This window comes from Halomonas sp. G11 (genome assembly GCF_001663515.1).
Lineage (GTDB): Bacteria > Pseudomonadota > Gammaproteobacteria > Pseudomonadales > Halomonadaceae > Vreelandella.
Genome location: NZ_LYXG01000018.1, coordinates 44,183 through 61,108, shown reverse-complemented (window position 1 = coordinate 61,108; position 16,926 = coordinate 44,183). Strand labels below are relative to the sequence as shown.

General features: G+C 59.2%; 15 protein-coding genes. 6 read left to right on the top strand and 9 right to left on the bottom strand.

The genetic code is table 11. The annotated features are described in order from the left end of the window. Positions 1 to 11 precede the first annotated feature (11 nt). The 7 genes from ADS46_RS09620 to prfB all read right to left on the bottom strand — a co-directional run bounded on the left by ADS46_RS09620 (position 12) and on the right by prfB (position 6,230). On the bottom strand, positions 12 to 455 hold the full coding sequence (locus tag ADS46_RS09620) for a GNAT family N-acetyltransferase (protein ID WP_066319391.1): 444 nt from the start codon (positions 453 to 455) through the stop codon (positions 12 to 14). Then, positions 445 to 1,269, bottom strand: a complete 825-nt coding sequence (locus ADS46_RS09615; protein WP_066319390.1) for a hypothetical protein — start codon at positions 1,267 to 1,269, stop codon at positions 445 to 447. Before ADS46_RS09615 ends, ADS46_RS09620 begins: the two co-directional genes overlap by 11 nt. After that, positions 1,266 to 1,574, bottom strand: a complete 309-nt coding sequence (locus ADS46_RS09610) for a BolA family protein (RefSeq protein WP_066319386.1) — start codon at positions 1,572 to 1,574, stop codon at positions 1,266 to 1,268. The genes ADS46_RS09615 and ADS46_RS09610 overlap by 4 nt, the downstream gene beginning before the upstream one ends. 41 nt (positions 1,575 to 1,615) lie before the next feature. Continuing rightward, on the bottom strand, positions 1,616 to 3,019 hold the full coding sequence (locus tag ADS46_RS09605; RefSeq protein ID WP_066319384.1) for an MFS transporter: 1,404 nt from the start codon (positions 3,017 to 3,019) through the stop codon (positions 1,616 to 1,618). 88 nt (positions 3,020 to 3,107) lie between these two features. After that, complete coding sequence (locus ADS46_RS09600) at positions 3,108 to 3,494, bottom strand: hypothetical protein (protein ID WP_066319382.1); 387 nt, start codon at positions 3,492 to 3,494, stop codon at positions 3,108 to 3,110. 91 nt (positions 3,495 to 3,585) lie between these two features. Beyond that, positions 3,586 to 5,097 (bottom strand): lysine--tRNA ligase, encoded by a 1,512-nt coding sequence (gene lysS / locus ADS46_RS09595; protein ID WP_066319379.1) that lies wholly within the window; start codon positions 5,095 to 5,097, stop codon positions 3,586 to 3,588. Positions 5,098 to 5,131: 34 nt separating this feature from the next. Beyond that, positions 5,132 to 6,230 (bottom strand): peptide chain release factor 2 gene (gene prfB, locus ADS46_RS09590; protein ID WP_156524494.1). Its coding sequence is split into 2 segments (ribosomal slippage): positions 5,132 to 6,154 and positions 6,156 to 6,230, totalling 1,098 coding nucleotides; the frame shifts between segments, so codons are not numbered across the junction. A gap of 219 nt (positions 6,231 to 6,449) precedes the next feature. Here prfB and ADS46_RS09585 point away from each other — a divergent pair. From ADS46_RS09585 to ADS46_RS09570, 4 genes are all read left to right on the top strand, one after another. Beyond that, positions 6,450 to 8,024 (top strand): peptide ABC transporter substrate-binding protein, encoded by a 1,575-nt coding sequence (locus ADS46_RS09585; RefSeq protein WP_066319375.1) that lies wholly within the window; start codon positions 6,450 to 6,452, stop codon positions 8,022 to 8,024. A 77-nt stretch (positions 8,025 to 8,101) separates the two neighbouring features. After that, positions 8,102 to 9,031, top strand: coding sequence for an oligopeptide ABC transporter permease OppB (gene oppB, locus ADS46_RS09580; RefSeq protein WP_066319373.1), 930 nt, complete (start codon positions 8,102 to 8,104; stop codon positions 9,029 to 9,031). Further along, the gene (locus ADS46_RS09575) at positions 9,024 to 9,902 is read left to right on the top strand and encodes an ABC transporter permease subunit (protein ID WP_156524493.1); all 879 of its coding nucleotides are present in this window, start codon (positions 9,024 to 9,026) and stop codon (positions 9,900 to 9,902) included. Before oppB ends, ADS46_RS09575 begins: the two co-directional genes overlap by 8 nt. Before the next feature lie 33 nt (positions 9,903 to 9,935). Beyond that, positions 9,936 to 11,549 (top strand): ABC transporter ATP-binding protein, encoded by a 1,614-nt coding sequence (locus ADS46_RS09570; RefSeq protein ID WP_066319369.1) that lies wholly within the window; start codon positions 9,936 to 9,938, stop codon positions 11,547 to 11,549. Positions 11,550 to 11,659: 110 nt separating this feature from the next. On the opposite strand, the gene ADS46_RS09565 is transcribed toward ADS46_RS09570, so the two are convergent. Further along, on the bottom strand, positions 11,660 to 13,012 hold the full coding sequence (locus ADS46_RS09565; protein WP_066319367.1) for an OmpP1/FadL family transporter: 1,353 nt from the start codon (positions 13,010 to 13,012) through the stop codon (positions 11,660 to 11,662). Positions 13,013 to 13,278: 266 nt separating this feature from the next. Here ADS46_RS09565 and ADS46_RS09560 point away from each other — a divergent pair, with 266 nt between their 5' ends. Continuing rightward, entirely contained in the window at positions 13,279 to 13,698 is a 420-nt protein-coding gene (locus ADS46_RS09560; protein WP_066319364.1) for a MerR family transcriptional regulator, read from the top strand. After that, complete coding sequence (locus ADS46_RS09555; protein ID WP_066319362.1) at positions 13,695 to 16,211, top strand: heavy metal translocating P-type ATPase; 2,517 nt, start codon at positions 13,695 to 13,697, stop codon at positions 16,209 to 16,211. Before ADS46_RS09560 ends, ADS46_RS09555 begins: the two co-directional genes overlap by 4 nt. Positions 16,212 to 16,285: 74 nt before the next feature. On the opposite strand, the gene ADS46_RS09550 is transcribed toward ADS46_RS09555, so the two are convergent. After that, positions 16,286 to 16,903: a YitT family protein gene (locus tag ADS46_RS09550; RefSeq protein ID WP_066319359.1), complete on the bottom strand. Its 618-nt coding sequence runs from the start codon at positions 16,901 to 16,903 to the stop codon at positions 16,286 to 16,288. Positions 16,904 to 16,926: the final 23 nt, after the last annotated feature.

The following is a 16,926-nucleotide window of genomic DNA, read 5'->3' as shown; positions in this document are numbered from 1 at the left end:
CAGGACCCGCCTTAAACAGAGCGTGACATCAACAGCGCACTCTCCCGCCCGGCAGCCCCGTGGACTGCCGGGTAATAGTCTCGCCGATAGCCGTCCTGCTGAAAGCCAGCGCCTTTATACAGCCGAATCGCCGCCGCGTTGCTTTCACGGACTTCCAGCAGCACCCGCTCACTTTGCCAGCGGGCCGCAACGGCCAACACGGCCTTGAGCACCCGATCGCCGACACCCTGCCCTCTGTGCTCCGGAAGTACGCCAATGGCCTGCAGCTCGGCGTCGAAGGGTAACCGTGCCAGCAGGGCGTAACCGGTCAACTGCTCATCGTGCCAATAGCCCACCACACAGGCGGCATCCCCCGTCAGCGCCTCGCCAAGCAATGCGGCACTGACGCCACTCAGGGCCCGCGCCTCGAGGGCTGCCAGCGCCTGGAAGTCACCTTGACTCAGCTCAGTGATCATCTTGACCCGATACCGGCCAATCCTGTGCCAGAACATGCAATGCTGGCCATAGGTTGCGCTTGGCATCGGCACTGTGCAGTAGCGTGTCCAGTGACGGCGCCTGCCATACCGGCAGCGCCAGCGTGCGGCTCTGCTCTTCGTGCACATCCAGTACCTTCGAGAGCGACTGGCTGTCCGGGTCAGTGGCGTCAGCCCCCCACCACAGTATCTTTTCCAACTGCCACTGCTGGCGACTGGCCGCCCCGCTTATAAACGCATTAACCCCCTCGCGTGCTTCTTCGAGGGGATCTTCTGGTTCAAAGGCATTGGCCATGGGCGGCCACTTGAAGAACATCACCTCCGGCAGCGACCCACCGGCGATCCCCGCCGCCTGGCATATATTGGCAAGCAGGCGTTGCTCAGAAGCATCCATCTCGCCCGCGTGAACGCTTAGCCAACGCCCCCCGATACACACGCACGACAGGCGAAACTGCAGCGGCTCCTTAGCCACCGGCGCTTCGCTGGGCGTTGGCACGGCGGCCGTTTCTGCTGGCTTGCTGGCGGCCTCGGAACGCTCACCCAACAAGGCGCGCACCGCTGACGGCGATGCCTCCGCCTCCCCCGAGGGGGGCGGTGTTTCCACAGGCGCCGAACGAGGCGCAGGCGCATCATCCAGCAGGGCCTGAAGCCGCTCACGCGGCGGCGTGGGCGTTGCAGGGGTGTCATCCCATTCGCAGGCTTCCGTGGGCCGCGCATTGGGCAACTGATAGCGCGATGCCCAGGCGGTAATCCCCATGGCCTCGAGGTAATGTCGGCGAACAACCTCTGGGGTCACTGCCCGCCCCCACGGCAGTTGGGTGAATCAGGACGCTGACCGCCGCGCATTTCCCATTCATGAGGGGTATACAGATGAAGGGCCAGCGCGTGCACCGGGCCGGATAGCTCGTCGGCCAGCAGCGCATAGATCTTCTGGTGGCGCTTGACGGGCATCAGGCCGTCAAAGGTATCGCTCACCAACGTCACCTTGAAATGCGTTTCAGAATTCGCGGGGACGTTGTGCATATGGCTTTCATTTTCTACCTGCAGCACGTCGGGCGCTAGCGCCGCTAACTTCTGCTCTATGTGTGCCTGCAGCGTCATGGAGGCTCTCCTTAGGTCGGAAACCCTTCCATTGTACGCGCTTACTGGCCGCCAGACGATGCCCGACGCGCAACCAGCGCACGTCGCGCCAGCGACACCCGCGAAAGGCTCGCCAGCAGCGCCAGCAAGGTAGTCGCCGCGCCTAGCCATAACGTGACCTGCACGGGGGCACCCAGCGCCAGCGTAGCGCCCACCAGCGCCACCCCCAGCGACTGCCCCACTGTTCTGGTGGTACTCATCACGCCAGACACATTGGCACTGCGCTCGGGCGGCAGACTGCCCATCATTTCGCGGTTGTTGGGCGGCTGGAAAAGACCGAACCCCACGCCGCATAGCGCGGTCCGCCAGAGACTCCCTGCGACACCGGTTGATTCATCCACCAGCGCCAGAGCCATCAAGCCGATAATCAGCAGCACCAGGCCGGTACTCGACAGCACGCTCGGGTTCACCCGGTCGGCCAACCGCCCGGCTAACGGCCCGACGACCATAATGGCCAGGGGCCAGGGGGTGAACAGCCAGGCGGTCTCGAGCGGTGAAAAGCCCATCTGCTCCTGATAGAAAAACGACAGTGCGACGAAGGCCAGCCCCTGACCGATAAACGCAAGCCCAGACGCCGATACGGCCAGGGTAAAGCGTTTTTCCGCGAACACGCTGAGCGGTAATAATGGGTAGGGAGCACGGCGCTGCCGGGCGATAAACAAGCCACCGGCGATCACAGCCAGTACTGCCCAGCCCGCACTCTGCCATACGGGGGCGGCATGCCCCACCGCGTCCATGGCCAGGAAAAAGCTCGCCAGCATCAACATCGAAAGCAGCGCACCCAGGCTATCGAAGCCTCCCCGACGCGGCGTTTCTCTGGGCAGCGCTCGGTTTGCCAGCCACAGTGAGCACACCCCCAGGGGCACATTCAACGCGAACAGCCACGGCCAGTCGGCAAAGGACAAGATCACACCACTTAACGTGGGCCCCGCGGCATAGCCACCGGCCACCACCAGGGCGCTCAATCCAAGCGCACTTCCCAGCAACCGCGACGGAAAAATCGCCCGATACAGTGACGGGCCAATGGACAGCGTCGCCGCCGCGCCCAGGCCCTGCAGCGCACGAAACACCAGCAGCGTTTCCAGGTTCCGGGACAGGGCGGCCCCCAGCGCGGCGATGACAAAAGTTGTCAAGCCAAACAGGTACAGCCGCCGGCGCGTCACCAGTTCGCTGATACCGGCAAACACCAGCAGGAAAGCCGCACAGACCACCTGGAACACATTGGTGATCCACACCGAACGGGAGGCTGACACATCCAGGTCTGCCGCAATGGTCGGCAGAGCCAGGTTGATCATGGTGGTATCGACAACCGCCATCAAGGTACCGGTCACCAATGCCAGGACAGCCAGGGCGCGCTCGCCCCCTGGCAGGCCATCGTCACCGGGCCGGGTTTCAAACAGTCGCATGGTGATTCATTCCTGAACAGCCCCATGGAAACAACAAAACCGGCCAAAAGCCGGTTTTACAGAAAACTTGCGTGACAATCACAGCGCACTAGTCGAGTTCGTTATCAAGCAGCAAGGCGTCATCAACATCGGATATTTCCAGGGCCGTATCGTCGTCAAGATCGATGGCGAGGTAGCTATGCTCGATGCGCAGAAAGGTTTGAAACAGCGACCAGTCAAGCGTCTCCGGCCATTGGCGTTCGTCCTCTTCCCAGGCACGCAGCTCGGTTTCCAGGATTTCGGCATAGCGCTCACGAACAAAGGCTTCGAGCGCCTCGGGCGTATCCATCTCCGGGATCAGATACACCGTGCTTTCACGTTCGACGTCGTCCAGGGTCAGGTCGTCGTCTCCCATGGTGGGTTCGAGCGCATTGATCCAGTCCACAAAGGGCTGGGTCGGCCTGACGCTCAGGGCAGAGCGATTTAGCAGTTTCATGGGATTCTCCTCGCCGTCGAAACGTGGTCATTATGGGCGCTAAATCGCGCCCTTACCAACTTTTCGTCCGTAACCGCACCGTTAGCTGGCGTTAATCCGCCTCTGGGCGCATCGCCGGGAATAGCAGAACGTCGCGAATCGAAGGGCTGTCGGTAAACAGCATCACCAGCCGGTCGATGCCGATGCCTTCGCCAGCCGTTGGCGGCAGGCCATATTCCAGTGCGCGCACGTAATCCGCATCGTAGTACATGGCCTCAAGGTCGCCGGCGTCTTTTTCCGCTGACTGCTCGCGGAAGCGCTCGGCCTGGTCTTCGGCGTCATTAAGCTCCGAGAAACCGTTGGCGATCTCACGGCCACCCACGAAGAACTCAAAGCGATCCGTCACAAACGGGTTGGCATCGTTGCGGCGCGCCAAGGGGCTGACCTCGGCCGGGTACTCGGTGATGAAGGTCGGCTGGTCGAGCTGGTGTTCGGCCACTTCTTCGAATATCTCTGTTTGTACCTTGCCCAGCCCCCAGCTCTCCTTGACCTTGATGCCCAGCTTTTCGGCTAACGCACGGGCGGCGTCCAGCGTATCCAGATCCGCATCGCTGATGCCATCGCCGTGATCAAGAATCGCCTGACGCAGGGTCAGGCGGTTGAACGGCTTGCCGAAGTCATAGCTGCCACCCTGGTAGTCAATGGTGGTGGTACCCAGTACTTCCTGAGCCGTTGTGCGCAGCATGGCTTCGGTCATATCCAGGAGGTCATTGTAATCCGCATAGGCCCAGTAGAACTCGACCATGGTGAACTCGGGATTATGCCGCGTCGACAGCCCTTCGTTGCGGAAATTACGGTTGATTTCGAAGACTTTTTCAAAGCCGCCCACCACCAGGCGCTTGAGGTACAGCTCCGGGGCGATACGCAGGTACATGTCGATATCCAGCGCATTATGGTGGGTGATAAACGGCCGTGCCGCCGCACCGCCAGGAATCTGCTGGAGCATCGGCGTTTCCACTTCCATAAAGCCGCGGGCTTCAAAGAAACGACGCATGGCGCTGATCACCGCCGCACGGGTCTCGAAGACCTTGCGCGACTGCGGGTTCATGATCAGGTCGACATAGCGCTGGCGGTAGCGGGCTTCCTGGTCGGTCAGGCCGTGAAACTTGTCGGGCAGCGGGCGCAGGCTCTTGGTCAGCAGCTGAGCCTCTTGCATCATCACGTACAGGTCGCCCTTGCCAGACTTGTGCACGGGGCCACGGGCAGCAACGATATCGCCGATATCCCAGCTTTTGATATCGTCCAGCACATCGGCGGGCAGGCCCTTTTTATCCATGTAGAGCTGGATCTGGCCCGCCACATCCTGGATCACAATAAAGGGGCCGCGCTTGCGCATGATACGGCCTGCCACCGAGGCGTGATGATCAAGCGTTTCAAGCTCGGCTTTGTCCTTTTCACCCAGCAGGTTCTGCAACTCGACCGTGAGGCTATCGCGGCGAAAATCGTTCGGGAAAGCGCTCTTGCCCTGCTCTGCCGCCTGTTCGCGACGGGCCGCGAGCTTGGCCCGGCGCTCCGCAATCAGGTGGTTTTCGTTATCGAGAGAAGACGCGTCTTGATTAGCCATCGGGCACCCTATTAATGATCAAACCCTGAAAAGATTACAAACCCTGCTTGAGGCTGGCGACGATAAACTGATCCAGATCGCCATCGAGCACTTTTTCGCAGTTGCTGGACTGGACGTTGGTCCGCAAATCCTTGATGCGCTGGTCGTCAAGCACATAGGAGCGAATCTGACTGCCCCAGCCAATGTCGGACTTGGCGTCTTCAGCCTGCTGCTTGGCCTCATTGCGCCGCTGCATCTCGTGCTCCCACAGCTTCGCCTTCAACTGCTTCATGGCAAAGTCGCGGTTGGCGTGCTGGCTACGCTGGCTCTGGCATGCCACCACAATGCCGCTGGGCTCGTGGGTGATGCGCACCGCTGAGTCGGTGGTGTTGACGTGCTGACCGCCCGCCCCGCTTGAGCGGTAGGTATCCACGCGAATATCAGAAGGATTGATGTCCACTTCGAAGCTGTCGTCAATTTCCGGTGACAGGAAGACCGACGCAAAGGAGGTATGGCGGCGACCACCCGAGTCAAACGGGCTTTTGCGCACCAGGCGATGAACGCCGGTTTCGGTACGCAGCCAGCCAAAGGCGTACTCCCCCTGAATATGCAAGGATGCCGATTTTATGCCGGCCACATCGCCCGCTGAAATCTCGATGATATCCGTCTTGAAACCGTGGCTTTCTGCCCAGCGCAGGTACATGCGCAGCAGGATATTCGCCCAATCCTGAGCTTCCGTGCCGCCCGACCCTGACTGGATATCCAGATAGGCGTTGTTCTGATCCATCTCGCCGGAGAACATGCGCCGAAACTCAAGCTTCTCGAGGTTGGCCTGCAGGTTATCCAGCTCCTTGCGGACTTCGTCGACAGTGCCTTCGTCGTCTTCCATTTCCGCCAGCTCGAGCAGATCCCGGCTGTCGCCCAGCCCCTGTTCAAGGTCGTCAATGGTGGCCACGATCGCCTCGAGGGAGGCGCGCTCTTTACCAAGCTTCTGCGCGTAGTCCGGATCGCTCCAGACATTGGGGTCTTCCAGTTCGCGGGTGACCTCTTCTAGCCGATCCTGCTTCTCGGCATAGTCAAAGATACCCCCTAAGAACCTCTGTCCGTTCAGACAGGTCCTTGATCTGGAGGTGAATCGGGTTAGTTTCCAACATGGAATACCTTGGTATTGGTCAGTAAAAAATTAGCTCAGTGAATACGGTTCAAAGGAAAGAAGCGCATTGTAACGAAATTGGCACCCAACAACCATCAACAGCGCCACTATCGAAAATCCGCATAGCTACATGTGTAATTTCTGATAGACACCTACTTTTCAGCGGTGCTAGTACTAAATTGTCAAACAACCGTATTAGGACAATTCTTGAGGGATCGACATGACAACAACACGCACTCTCCTGGGCACTGCCGCATTGGCGCTAAGCGTTGCCGCCCCTCTCCAGGCAGACACACTTCGCCTGGCCATCATGGGCGAGCCAGCGTCGCTTGATCCGCACAAAATCAGCGGCACCTGGGAAAACGATGTGGTGGGCGACCTGTTTGAAGGCCTGGTCACTGAAGCCGCCGATGGCTCGCGTATCCCAGGCGTTGCCGAATCCTGGGAAATCTCCGATGACGGCACGGTATACACCTTCACATTAAGGGACGATGCCAAGTGGTCGGACGGTGAACCCGTCACGGCGGATGACTTCGTGTACGCCTTTCAGCGCATTCTATCGCCTGCCACCGCCGCTGATTACGCTTATCTGCTGTACCCGATCAAAAACGCCGAAGCCGTCTATGCGGGCGACGCCGAGGCAAGCACCCTGGGCGTCGAGGCCCTGGACACCTCCACCCTGCAAATCACTCTTGAGCGCTCAACACCTTACTTTCTAGACCAGCTTTCCCACTACACCGCCTACCCGGTGCCCAGCCACACGGTAGATACTTACGGCGACGAGTGGTCACGCCCAGGCAACATGGTCTCAAACGGTGCTTTCCAGCTCGAAGAGTGGCAGTCGCAAACGCGCATCACCGCATCGCGCAACCCCCATTTTCATGACGTGGACAATGTAGCGCTTGAAGAAGTCGTCTACTTCCCTATCGAAGAGCGCAATACGGCGCTGAACCGTTTTCGGGCAGGCGAGATCGATATCGCTCGGGAGTTTCCCACCCAGCAGTACGACTGGCTGATGGAGAACCTGCCCGAAGCCGTTCAGGTAGCGCCTTACCTGGGCATCTATTACTACGCCTTTAATACCCGCGACGGCCATGCAACGGCGGATCCGCGAGTGCGTGAAGCGCTTAGTCTGGCCGTTCGTCGCGAAGTCATTACCGATCAAATACTGGGTACCGGCGAAGTGCCGGCTTACAGTTTCGTTCCGCCCAACGTCAGCCACTACGAAGCGCCCACCGCCAGCTTCGCCGAACTCTCCCAGGACGAGCGCCTGGCGCGCGCCCGTGAACTGCTGCAAGACGCAGGCTATGGCCCGGATAACCCGCTGGAACTCATGCTGCGCTATAACACCAGCGAGGACCATCGCAAGGTCGCCATCGCCATTGCCGCCATGTGGAAACCCCTGGGCGTTGAGGTCGAGCTGTATAATTCGGAGGTTGCCGTTCACTACGCAGATATTCGCCAGGGCGACTTCGACGTTGCCCGGGCTGGCTGGATCGGTGACTACAATGACGCCCAAAACTTTCTGAGCCTGTTGGAAAGCGGCGTCGCCAATAACTACGGTGCCTACAGCTCGCCGGAATTTGACGCCTTGATGAGCGAAGCCGCCAATACACAGGATCTGGATGAGCGCGCCGACATCATGGCCGAAGCAGAGACCATCGCTCTGGAGGACAGCGCTACGCTACCCATCTACTACTATGTCTCGCGCAACCTTGTCAGCCCCGATCTATCCGGCTGGGAAACCAATATTGAAGATATCCACCGTTCACGCTGGATTCACTTCGACGATTGATTTCCTTTCGTTCGTTTTTATAACGACTGATTGCCGCTACATCCTCAGGCCACCGGCCTGAGGAGCGAGGCCCAAAAATGCTCAGCTACACGCTAAAACGCTTGCTTCAGGCAATCCCGACGCTATGGATTGTCATTACCCTGTCGTTCTTTTTAATGCATCTGGCCCCGGGCGGGCCTTTCGACGGCGAGCGTCAACTGCCGCCGGAAATCGAGGCCAACTTAATGGCCTCTTACGGCCTGGACAAGCCCGTCTGGGAACAATATCTCACCTACATGGGGAACCTGCTCCAGGGCGACCTTGGCCCCTCGTTCAAATACAAGGATTTTTCGGTTACCGAGCTCGTTGCTCAAGGCTTTCCTGTCAGCCTGGAACTCGGCCTGTGGGCAATTGGCCTCGCCCTACTGGCGGGAATTCCCATGGGGGTGATTGCGGCGCTTAAACGCAACTCCACCATTGACTATATGGTCATGGGCACAGCGCTGGCCGGGGTGGCCATTCCCAACTTCGTGATAGCCCCGCTGTTGGCCCTGGTGTTCGGTGTCTTTCTCGCCTGGTTACCGGTCGGCGGCTGGAACGACGGTCATTGGAAAAACATGATCCTGCCCGTCGTGGCGCTTTCCATTCAGCAGATCGCCTATATCGCGCGGATGATGCGCGCCAGCATGATCGAAGTGCTGGGCAGTCACTTTGTCCGCACGGCTCGCGCCAAAGGCCTTAGCGAGCGCGAAGTGATCTTTCGTCACGCCCTCCGCCCGGCCATGCTCCCGGTTATTTCCTACCTGGGTCCTGCCATTGCCGGGATTATTACCGGTTCGGTGGTGATCGAACAGATTTTCGGGATCCCCGGGATTGGTCGTTATTTCGTCCAGGCAGCGCTCAATCGCGACTACACCCTGGTGATGGGCACGGTAGTTTTTTACGGCAGCCTGATCGTTATTCTCAACCTCATCGTCGATTTACTCTACTCGGCTCTGGACCCGCAAATTCGCTATGATAATGAATAATGCAACGTCAGCCCCGCCGGTCACAAGCAACAGCCTGGGGCGTGAAGCCTGGCGGCGGCTCCGCCAGAACAGGGCGGCCACCGCCAGCCTGGTACTCCTCATCGTCATTGCCCTGGCCTGTGTATTCGGCCCCTGGCTAACCCCCTGGGCGCTGGATGAAGTGGACTGGAACGCCTTTCTGGCCCCGCCAAGTCTAGAAAGCGGCCACTATGCGGGCACTGACGCCAACGGCCGCGACTTGCTCACGCGGGTATTGCATGGGGGGCAGATTTCGCTTTCCGTCGCCCTGGTGGCGACCCTCGTTTCGCTGGTGATCGGCGTTCTTTATGGCGCGATCGCTGGCTATGTTGGCGGCCGGGTCGACAACCTGATGATGCGCTTCGTCGACATCATGTACTCGCTGCCCTTCATGTTCATGGTCATCCTGCTGATGGTGGTGTTTGGGCGTAACATCCTGCTGATCTACGCCGCCATCGGCGCTGTTGAATGGCTCGACATGTCGCGCATTGTGCGCGGACAGGTGCTAGCTCTAAAACGCCGTGAGTTCGTTGAGGCCGCTCATGCATTAGGCGTCAGCAGCTTCAAGATCGTCACGCGCCACCTGATCCCCAATGCCATCGGCCCCGTGATCATCTATGTCACCCTCACTGTCCCCAAGGTTATTTTACTGGAGAGCTTTCTCTCCTTTCTGGGCCTCGGCGTTCAAGAGCCCCTGACCAGTTGGGGCGTCCTGATCAGCGAAGGCAAGGACATGATGGAAACGGCGCCCTGGATGCTGATTTTCCCGTCTGCGTTTCTCGCCACCACGCTGCTGTGCTTAAACTTCCTGGGCGACGGTCTGCGCGATGCCCTGGACCCCAAGACGCGCTGAGACAGGCCCCGTCAGCAAACGCAAGGAGGCTACATGCCACATCCATTACTGGAAGTTGATCGTCTGCGGGTCGACTTCGACCTTCCCGATGGCCCCGTCACGGCCGTCAAGGACGTTAGCTTCACCCTGCGCCAAGGCGAAACGCTTGCACTCGTTGGTGAGTCAGGCTCGGGCAAGTCGGTCACCTCGACTGCGGCGATGGGCTTACTCCCCGAGCTGGCTCGAGCCACCGGCACCATTCGCTGGCATGGTGGGCCGGGCAATGAAAACCTGATTACCGTCAACCGCAAGCGCATGCGGGCGATACGCGGCAACGAGATTTCAATGATCTTCCAGGAACCGATGACCTCGCTCAACCCCATGCATCGGGTAGGCAGACAGATTCGTGAAGTCCTGCATAAGCACACGCCACTGCGGGGCAACAATGCCTACCTGCGGGTCGTGGAGCTACTCGAACAGGTGGGTATCCCCGAGCCCAAGCGCCGCATCGACAGCTACCCCCACGAGCTTTCCGGCGGCCAGCGCCAGCGAGTGATGATTGCCATGGCGCTGGCCTGCGAGCCACAACTGCTGATTGCCGATGAGCCGACCACCGCCCTTGATGTCACCGTTCAGGCGCAGATTCTCGCGCTGCTGAAAGACCTCCAGGCCCGTTATGGCATGGCGATCCTGTTTATCACCCACGACCTGGGGGTTGTCCGGCACCTGGCTGACAGCGTGTGCGTAATGCAACACGGTGAAATCGTCGAAGCGGGTGCTACCAAAGCGCTGTTTCAATCCCCCCGGCACGCCTATACCCGGATGCTGATTGACGCCAACCCAAGTGGCCATAAGGAACCCGTTCCCGACTCAGCGCCCACCCTGCTCAGGGCGCAGGATATTGGCGTTCGCTTTCCGATCAGAAAGCGCCTGTTTGGCCCCAACCGCTATTTTGAAGCGGTGAAACACATCGACCTGACGCTGCGCAAAGGTCAAACCCTAGGTATCGTGGGCGAATCGGGCTCAGGCAAGACGACCCTGGGCCGGGCGCTTCTTCGGCTGGTAAAAAGCCATGGCAACATCCATTTCGATGACATCGATGTCGGTCAACTTGACCATGCGGGCATGCGCCCGTTGCGGTCACGCATGCAGGTTGTCTTTCAGGACCCCTTTGGCTCGCTTTCCCCGCGCATGACCGTAGGCGAGATTATCGGTGAAGGGTTACGCGTTCATCAGCCGCTACTCGGGCGTGCCGAACGCGATACCGAGGTTATCCAGGCCCTTGAAGAAGTCGCCCTGGACCCCGCCCACCGTCACCGCTACCCCCATGAATTTTCCGGTGGTCAACGGCAACGGATTGCCATCGCCCGAGCATTGGTCGTCAAACCCGAGTTCCTGTTGCTGGACGAGCCCACCTCTGCCCTTGACCGCTCGGTGCAAATGACCGTGATTAAGCTGTTACGCGATTTGCAACAACGCCACGGCCTGACCTACTTATTCATAAGCCATGATCTTGCCGTGGTGCGCGCACTGGCCGATGAGGTCATTGTGATGCGCCAAGGGGAAATCATCGAGCAAAACGACACCCAATCGCTGTTCAACGCCCCACGCGAGACCTATACCCGCGAACTGATGCGCGCCGCTTTCCTGGAAAGCCCCGCAGCTTAATCGGCAATCCTGACTATCAGCACGCTTACAACCACATCCATCCGCCCCTGCCTGTTAGTAAAAAACCCGGCCGAAGCCGGGTTTGGGTCGTTCTGGCAAACGCTGATTTCTTAGAAGCGATAGGTCAGTTGAGCACCGAAGCCGTGGGCTTCGTTTTTGTAGTCGGCTGAGTAGCTGGCATTAGCAACAGTGGCGCCACCACTTTGGTAGTCACGCGATTGGTCCACTTCTGTGCCACGCTCAGTGAGGTAGGAATAAGCAACGTCAATGGTCATATTTTCAACCGGCGTCCAGCCTGCACCCAGCGAGAAGATACGACGATCATCGGAGGGAATGCGCACGCTGCGGGTGTCATCATTTGTCGGCGTGTTGTCGATTGCCAGGCCAGCTCTTAACACCCACTCAGGGTTTAGCTGGTATTCCGCGCCCGTGGCAAACGCCCAGGCATTCGAATAGTTTTGCTGTTCATTGATGATTTCATCATCAACACTGCCCTCGACCAGGATCTGGTCAAAACGGCTCCATCGCGTCCAGGAGGCACCGAACATTAGCGTCAGCCTATCGGTCATCTCCTGTGTGATAGAGAAGTTGACCGTTTCAGGCGTTGTAATATCCAGTGAAGCATCTTGATTAGCCCTCACACTTTCATAGCCCTCACTGGTCCGCGAGGTCCCATTGAGCGTGTAATCCACCTTGGAACGATAGGTTAGACCCAGTGTTGTTTCGGGAGCCGGACGATAAATAACACCCAAGTTATAGCCCCATGCTTCGTCGTCGCCTTCAACTCTAACCTCACCGTCTGCTGCTGGGCCGGCAGTGGCAGGTTGACCTACTAAAATACCAGGCACTCGCGAAGCCAACTCGCCGTCAATCTGGTTATAGGTCAAGCCTGCGCCTACAGAAAGCTGCTCACTGAACTTATAGGATAACGTTGGCTGCGCGCTCACCACTTCCACGCGTGTGTGGTTGCCGTGATAGCGGCCTTCGAAGCTATCTTCGTACTCGGTTTCCGACCCAAAGGGTGCATAGACACCAAAGCCAAAGCTCCAGCGATCATTAATGGGCTGCGCATAGAAGCCATATGGAATAGTCGACCCCGGGACCATATCTCCGTCGTTGGTACCTGTCACTGAACCCAAAGGTACCGAAACCCCATTTGGAAGGCCCCCACCCGCCACGCCCTGGTCGATGGTTCTGCTTGATTGAGCATTACTAATATCAGTATCCACATTTAGATAAGTAGCACCGACACTAAGTTGCGCACGATCTAAAAACGACATCCCTGCCGGGTTACCGAAAACGATAGTGGCGTCGTTTACGTTAGAACTTCGGCCAGCGTGGCTATAACCCTGACCGCTTGTGCTTTGCTCATTCAGTTGAAAACCACCCGCCTGGGCTTGGCTGGCAAAGGCGGCAGTGGCGACGGCGACTGCCAGGGCGAGCTTATTGAATTTATTGTGCATAGTGGGCCTCTTTTCCCAATGATCCGACGGGATGGTGAACATCCATCATACTTTTTTTGTACATGTCAGTTTTGTCCCAAAAGCCCGCTTGGTTCAAGGGCAAACGAGCGTTTTATTTTATTTTTGCCTTATACATTAGTCGCACGTACGTTTTAAATCATTGTTTTAACCGTTTCGGCCTATTTTTTTGCTTAACCTTGACCTTTTTGTAACCCATAGGTTTTAGACTCATGGTCAGTCATCAACACTTTCCATTGGAGCGCACAATGAAAGTCAGCGAGCTGGCAAAACGTGGTGGCGTCACCGCCGAAACGGTACGCCATTACACCCGGGAGCAATTGCTTGCGCCCAAACGACATCCCGATAACGGCTACCAGCTTTACTCCGCGACGGACCTCGAACGGCTGCACTTCATTCAACGGGCGCGCAAGCTGGGGTTCAGCGTCGCCGAAATTCGCGACATCCTCGCTCACGCCGATCACGGGGACTCCCCCTGCCCATTGGTGCGCGACCTGCTGGCCAACCGGCTGCCGCAAATCCGCGCCCAGATCCGCGAACTCGAGGCGCTTGCCCAGCGGATGGAGCAGGCTCTGGAAAGCTGGCAGCACATGCCCGACGGTACGCCGGACGGCCACAGCCTTTGCCGCTTGATCGAAAGCTTCCCTGAGAAGCAGGAGGTAAAATGAGCCAGCACACCCTGACGCGCACGGTGCCCGGCATGAGCTGCCAGGGCTGTGTAACGCGCATGCGCGAGGCGATTCAGCAACAGGACAGCGACGCAGACGTGGTAGGCGAACCAGGTGAAAAGCGCCTCGAAGTCACCACCACGCTGGACGACGCTACCCTGGACCAAACGCTGCGCCAAGCAGGCTACCCGCCCGGCACGGCCGAGACGCCGGACGAGCAACAAGACCAGAAGACTGACGCCACGCCTGCCAAAAGCGCTCCCCAGGGACGCCACCAGAAAACCCGCCTGGCGATCAGCGGCATGACCTGTGCCAGCTGCGTAAAAAGCGTTCAGAAAGCGCTGGAGCGCACCGAAGGCGTGGACACTGCAAGCGTCAATTTTGGCACGCATACCGCGCAGATTTTTGGCGATGCCGACCAGCAGGCCCTGGTAGCGGCCGTGGAGTCGGTGGGTTACGGCGCCGAGCCCATTGTCGATATGCGCGAGGCGGAAAGAACGCGCTCAGAACAGGAAGCCCACGACTACAAGCGTCGCTTGAAAGGCAGCGCCTGGTCGCTGGCACTTGCCGTTCCGCTGATGCTCAGCATGTTCGTCTATCACCCACATCCAATGGGCGCCGGGCGGCTGTTCTGGCTAGTGATCGGGCTGCTGACACTGGCTATCCTGGCTTTTCCCGGGCGTCACTTTTTTGTCAACGCCTGGAAAAACCTCAAGCACCATCAGGCCAACATGGACACGCTGGTGGCCATGGGCACCGGTACCGCCTGGCTCTACTCGGTGGTGGTCGTGCTGTTTGCCCCCTGGCTACCCGAGGTCGCCCGCGGCATCTATTTTGAAGCCTCCGCCATGGTGATCGGCCTGATTCTGCTGGGCAACGCCATGGAGCTTAAAGCGCGCGGGCGCACCAGCGATGCGTTAAAACGGCTGCTCGACCTGCAAAGCCGCACCGCAAGGGTGATCCGGGACGGCGAAGAACGTGAGGTGGACATCGATGCCGTAGGCGAAGGCGACCAAATCCGCGTTCGCCCCGGCGAGCGGCTGCCGGTGGATGGCGAGGTCATCGAAGGCGCCAGCCACATCGACGAATCCATGCTCACCGGCGAACCCGAACCGGTGAAAAAGGGCCAGGGCGATGAAGTCAGCGCCGGGACGGTCAATGGCAAAGGAGGCCTGGTGTACCGGGCAACAAGGGTGGGCGCCGACACCCGTCTGGGACAGATCACCGAACAGGTCGCCAGTGCCCAGAACTCGCGCCCGCCGATTGGCGAGTTGGCCGATAAAGTGTCCAGCGTGTTCGTTCCTTCGGTGATGATCATCGCCGTGCTTACCGCACTGATATGGTTCAACATCGGCGCCGAGCCACGGGTCATTCACATGCTGGTAACGGCCACGACAGTGCTGATTATCGCCTGCCCCTGCGCATTGGGCCTGGCCACGCCGATTTCCACCATGATTGGCGTAGGCAAGGCCGCTGAACACGGCGTGCTGGTGAGAAACGGCGACGCCCTGCAAACCGCCAGCAAACTGACCACACTGGTCGTGGACAAGACCGGCACGCTCACTGAGGGCAAACCCCGTGTTACAGAGGCGGAACTGCTGGACGAGGATACGGCCCAGACGCTTGGCTATATCGCGGCCCTGGAACGCGGCTCCGAGCACCCGCTGGCAGCGGCATTGATGGCCTATGCCGACGCACATGACGCTGAACCTGCCGGGATTCAGGACTTCGACAGCGTCACCGGGGGCGGTGTCAAAGCCCAAACCACCGACGGAAAGTCACTGCTGCTCGGCAACGCACGCCTGATGGAGAATGCCGGCGTCGATCTTTCCGTGCGTCTGGAAAACGCCCGCGAATTGGAAGAGAAAGCCCGCACGCTGGTGTATTTTGCCCTGGATGGGCAATTGGCGGCGTTGTTCGGCATCAGCGACCCGCTGCGCGACGATGCCGTTGCCGCCGTCAAGCGGCTGCAGGAAGACGGCTTGAACGTCGTCATGCTGACCGGCGATAACCCCCACACGGCCGCAGCGATCGCGCGCCAGGTGGGTATTGACGATTACCGCGCCGGGCTGCTGCCCGAAGACAAGCACGCTGACATCGAGCGGCGGCAAAACGCTGGCGAAATCGTCGGCATGGTCGGCGATGGCATCAACGACGCCCCGGCGCTTGCGCGTGCCCATGTCGGCTTCGCGATTGGCCAGGGCACCGATGTCGCCATCGAAAGCGCCGGCATGACGCTGATGCGGGGCTCGCTGCACGGCGTCGCCGACGCCATCGAAATCAGCCGCGCCACCCTGCGCAACATCAAACAGAACCTGATCGGCGCCTTTGGCTACAACGTGCTGTGCATTCCCATCGCCGCCGGGGTGCTGTACCCGCTGACCGGTACGCTGCTTTCACCGATGATCGCGGGTGCAGCCATGTCGCTGTCGTCCATCACCGTGGTCAGTAACGCCAACCGCCTGCGGCTATGGAAAACCAGCGCCACTCAATCCAAAGGAGACACTGCATGAGCCTACTGATCAACCTTGCCGGGGTCGGCCTGATCGCGCTGATTGTTTGGTGGTTCTGGCTGAGCTAGACGTTTCTAGCTCACCCCAATATAGCGCCCTGGCTTGTGGTTCAGGGCGATGATCAAGTTGAGCGTCAGCGCCCCCAGTACCGAGTAGGCCACGCGGTCCAGCGGCAACTGGGTGAGCGCTACCAGCAGAATCACCCCGTCGATACCCAGTTGCACGAAGCCTGCGCGCAGGCCGTGTTTTTCCTGGAGGTAAAGCGCCAGGATATTGATACCGCCAAGGCTGGTGCGATGGCGAAACAGCATCAGCATGCCGATGCCCATCAGCGCGCCGCCCATGAGGGCGGCATACAGCGACGGCACGGCGGCAAACTGCACCCAGCCCTGGGTGAGCTCGGAAAACAGCGATACCAGGCCGATCGCCGCAAAGGTGCGAAGCGTAAAGCTCCAGCCCATGCGTTTGATGGCCAGGTAATAGAACGGCAGATTGATGGCAAAGAACCATCCCCCGAAGCCCCAGCCCGTCATATAGTTCAGCAGTAGCGCCAAGCCTGCTGTGCTACCGGTCAGCAGTACCGCATGAGTGTAAAACGTCACCCCAAGCGCCACAAAGAACGTGCCCAGCAACATCGCCATGACATCCTCATAGGGTTTATGAGGGTCTTTGGGAAGATCTTCCACGCGCATGAGAGCGTCCTTACTTAAATAAT

Bases quoted from the DNA above. Each gene is read 5' to 3' on its own strand.
- ADS46_RS09620 (WP_066319391.1), bottom strand. From the start codon at position 455: ATGATCACTGAGCTGAGTCAAGGTGACTTCCAGGCGCTGGCAGCCCTC.
- ADS46_RS09610 (WP_066319386.1), bottom strand. From the start codon at position 1,574: ATGACGCTGCAGGCACACATAGAGCAGAAGTTAGCGGCGCTAGCGCCC.
- ADS46_RS09605 (WP_066319384.1), bottom strand. From the start codon at position 3,019: ATGCGACTGTTTGAAACCCGGCCCGGTGACGATGGCCTGCCAGGGGGC.
- ADS46_RS09600 (WP_066319382.1), bottom strand. From the start codon at position 3,494: ATGAAACTGCTAAATCGCTCTGCCCTGAGCGTCAGGCCGACCCAGCCC.
- lysS (WP_066319379.1), bottom strand. From the start codon at position 5,097: ATGGCTAATCAAGACGCGTCTTCTCTCGATAACGAAAACCACCTGATT.
- ADS46_RS09585 (WP_066319375.1), top strand. From the start codon at position 6,450: ATGACAACAACACGCACTCTCCTGGGCACTGCCGCATTGGCGCTAAGC.
- oppB (WP_066319373.1), top strand. From the start codon at position 8,102: ATGCTCAGCTACACGCTAAAACGCTTGCTTCAGGCAATCCCGACGCTA.
- ADS46_RS09575 (WP_156524493.1), top strand. From the start codon at position 9,024: ATGAATAATGCAACGTCAGCCCCGCCGGTCACAAGCAACAGCCTGGGG.
- ADS46_RS09570 (WP_066319369.1), top strand. From the start codon at position 9,936: ATGCCACATCCATTACTGGAAGTTGATCGTCTGCGGGTCGACTTCGAC.
- ADS46_RS09565 (WP_066319367.1), bottom strand. From the start codon at position 13,012: ATGCACAATAAATTCAATAAGCTCGCCCTGGCAGTCGCCGTCGCCACT.
- ADS46_RS09560 (WP_066319364.1), top strand. From the start codon at position 13,279: ATGAAAGTCAGCGAGCTGGCAAAACGTGGTGGCGTCACCGCCGAAACG.
- ADS46_RS09555 (WP_066319362.1), top strand. From the start codon at position 13,695: ATGAGCCAGCACACCCTGACGCGCACGGTGCCCGGCATGAGCTGCCAG.
- ADS46_RS09550 (WP_066319359.1), bottom strand. From the start codon at position 16,903: ATGCGCGTGGAAGATCTTCCCAAAGACCCTCATAAACCCTATGAGGAT.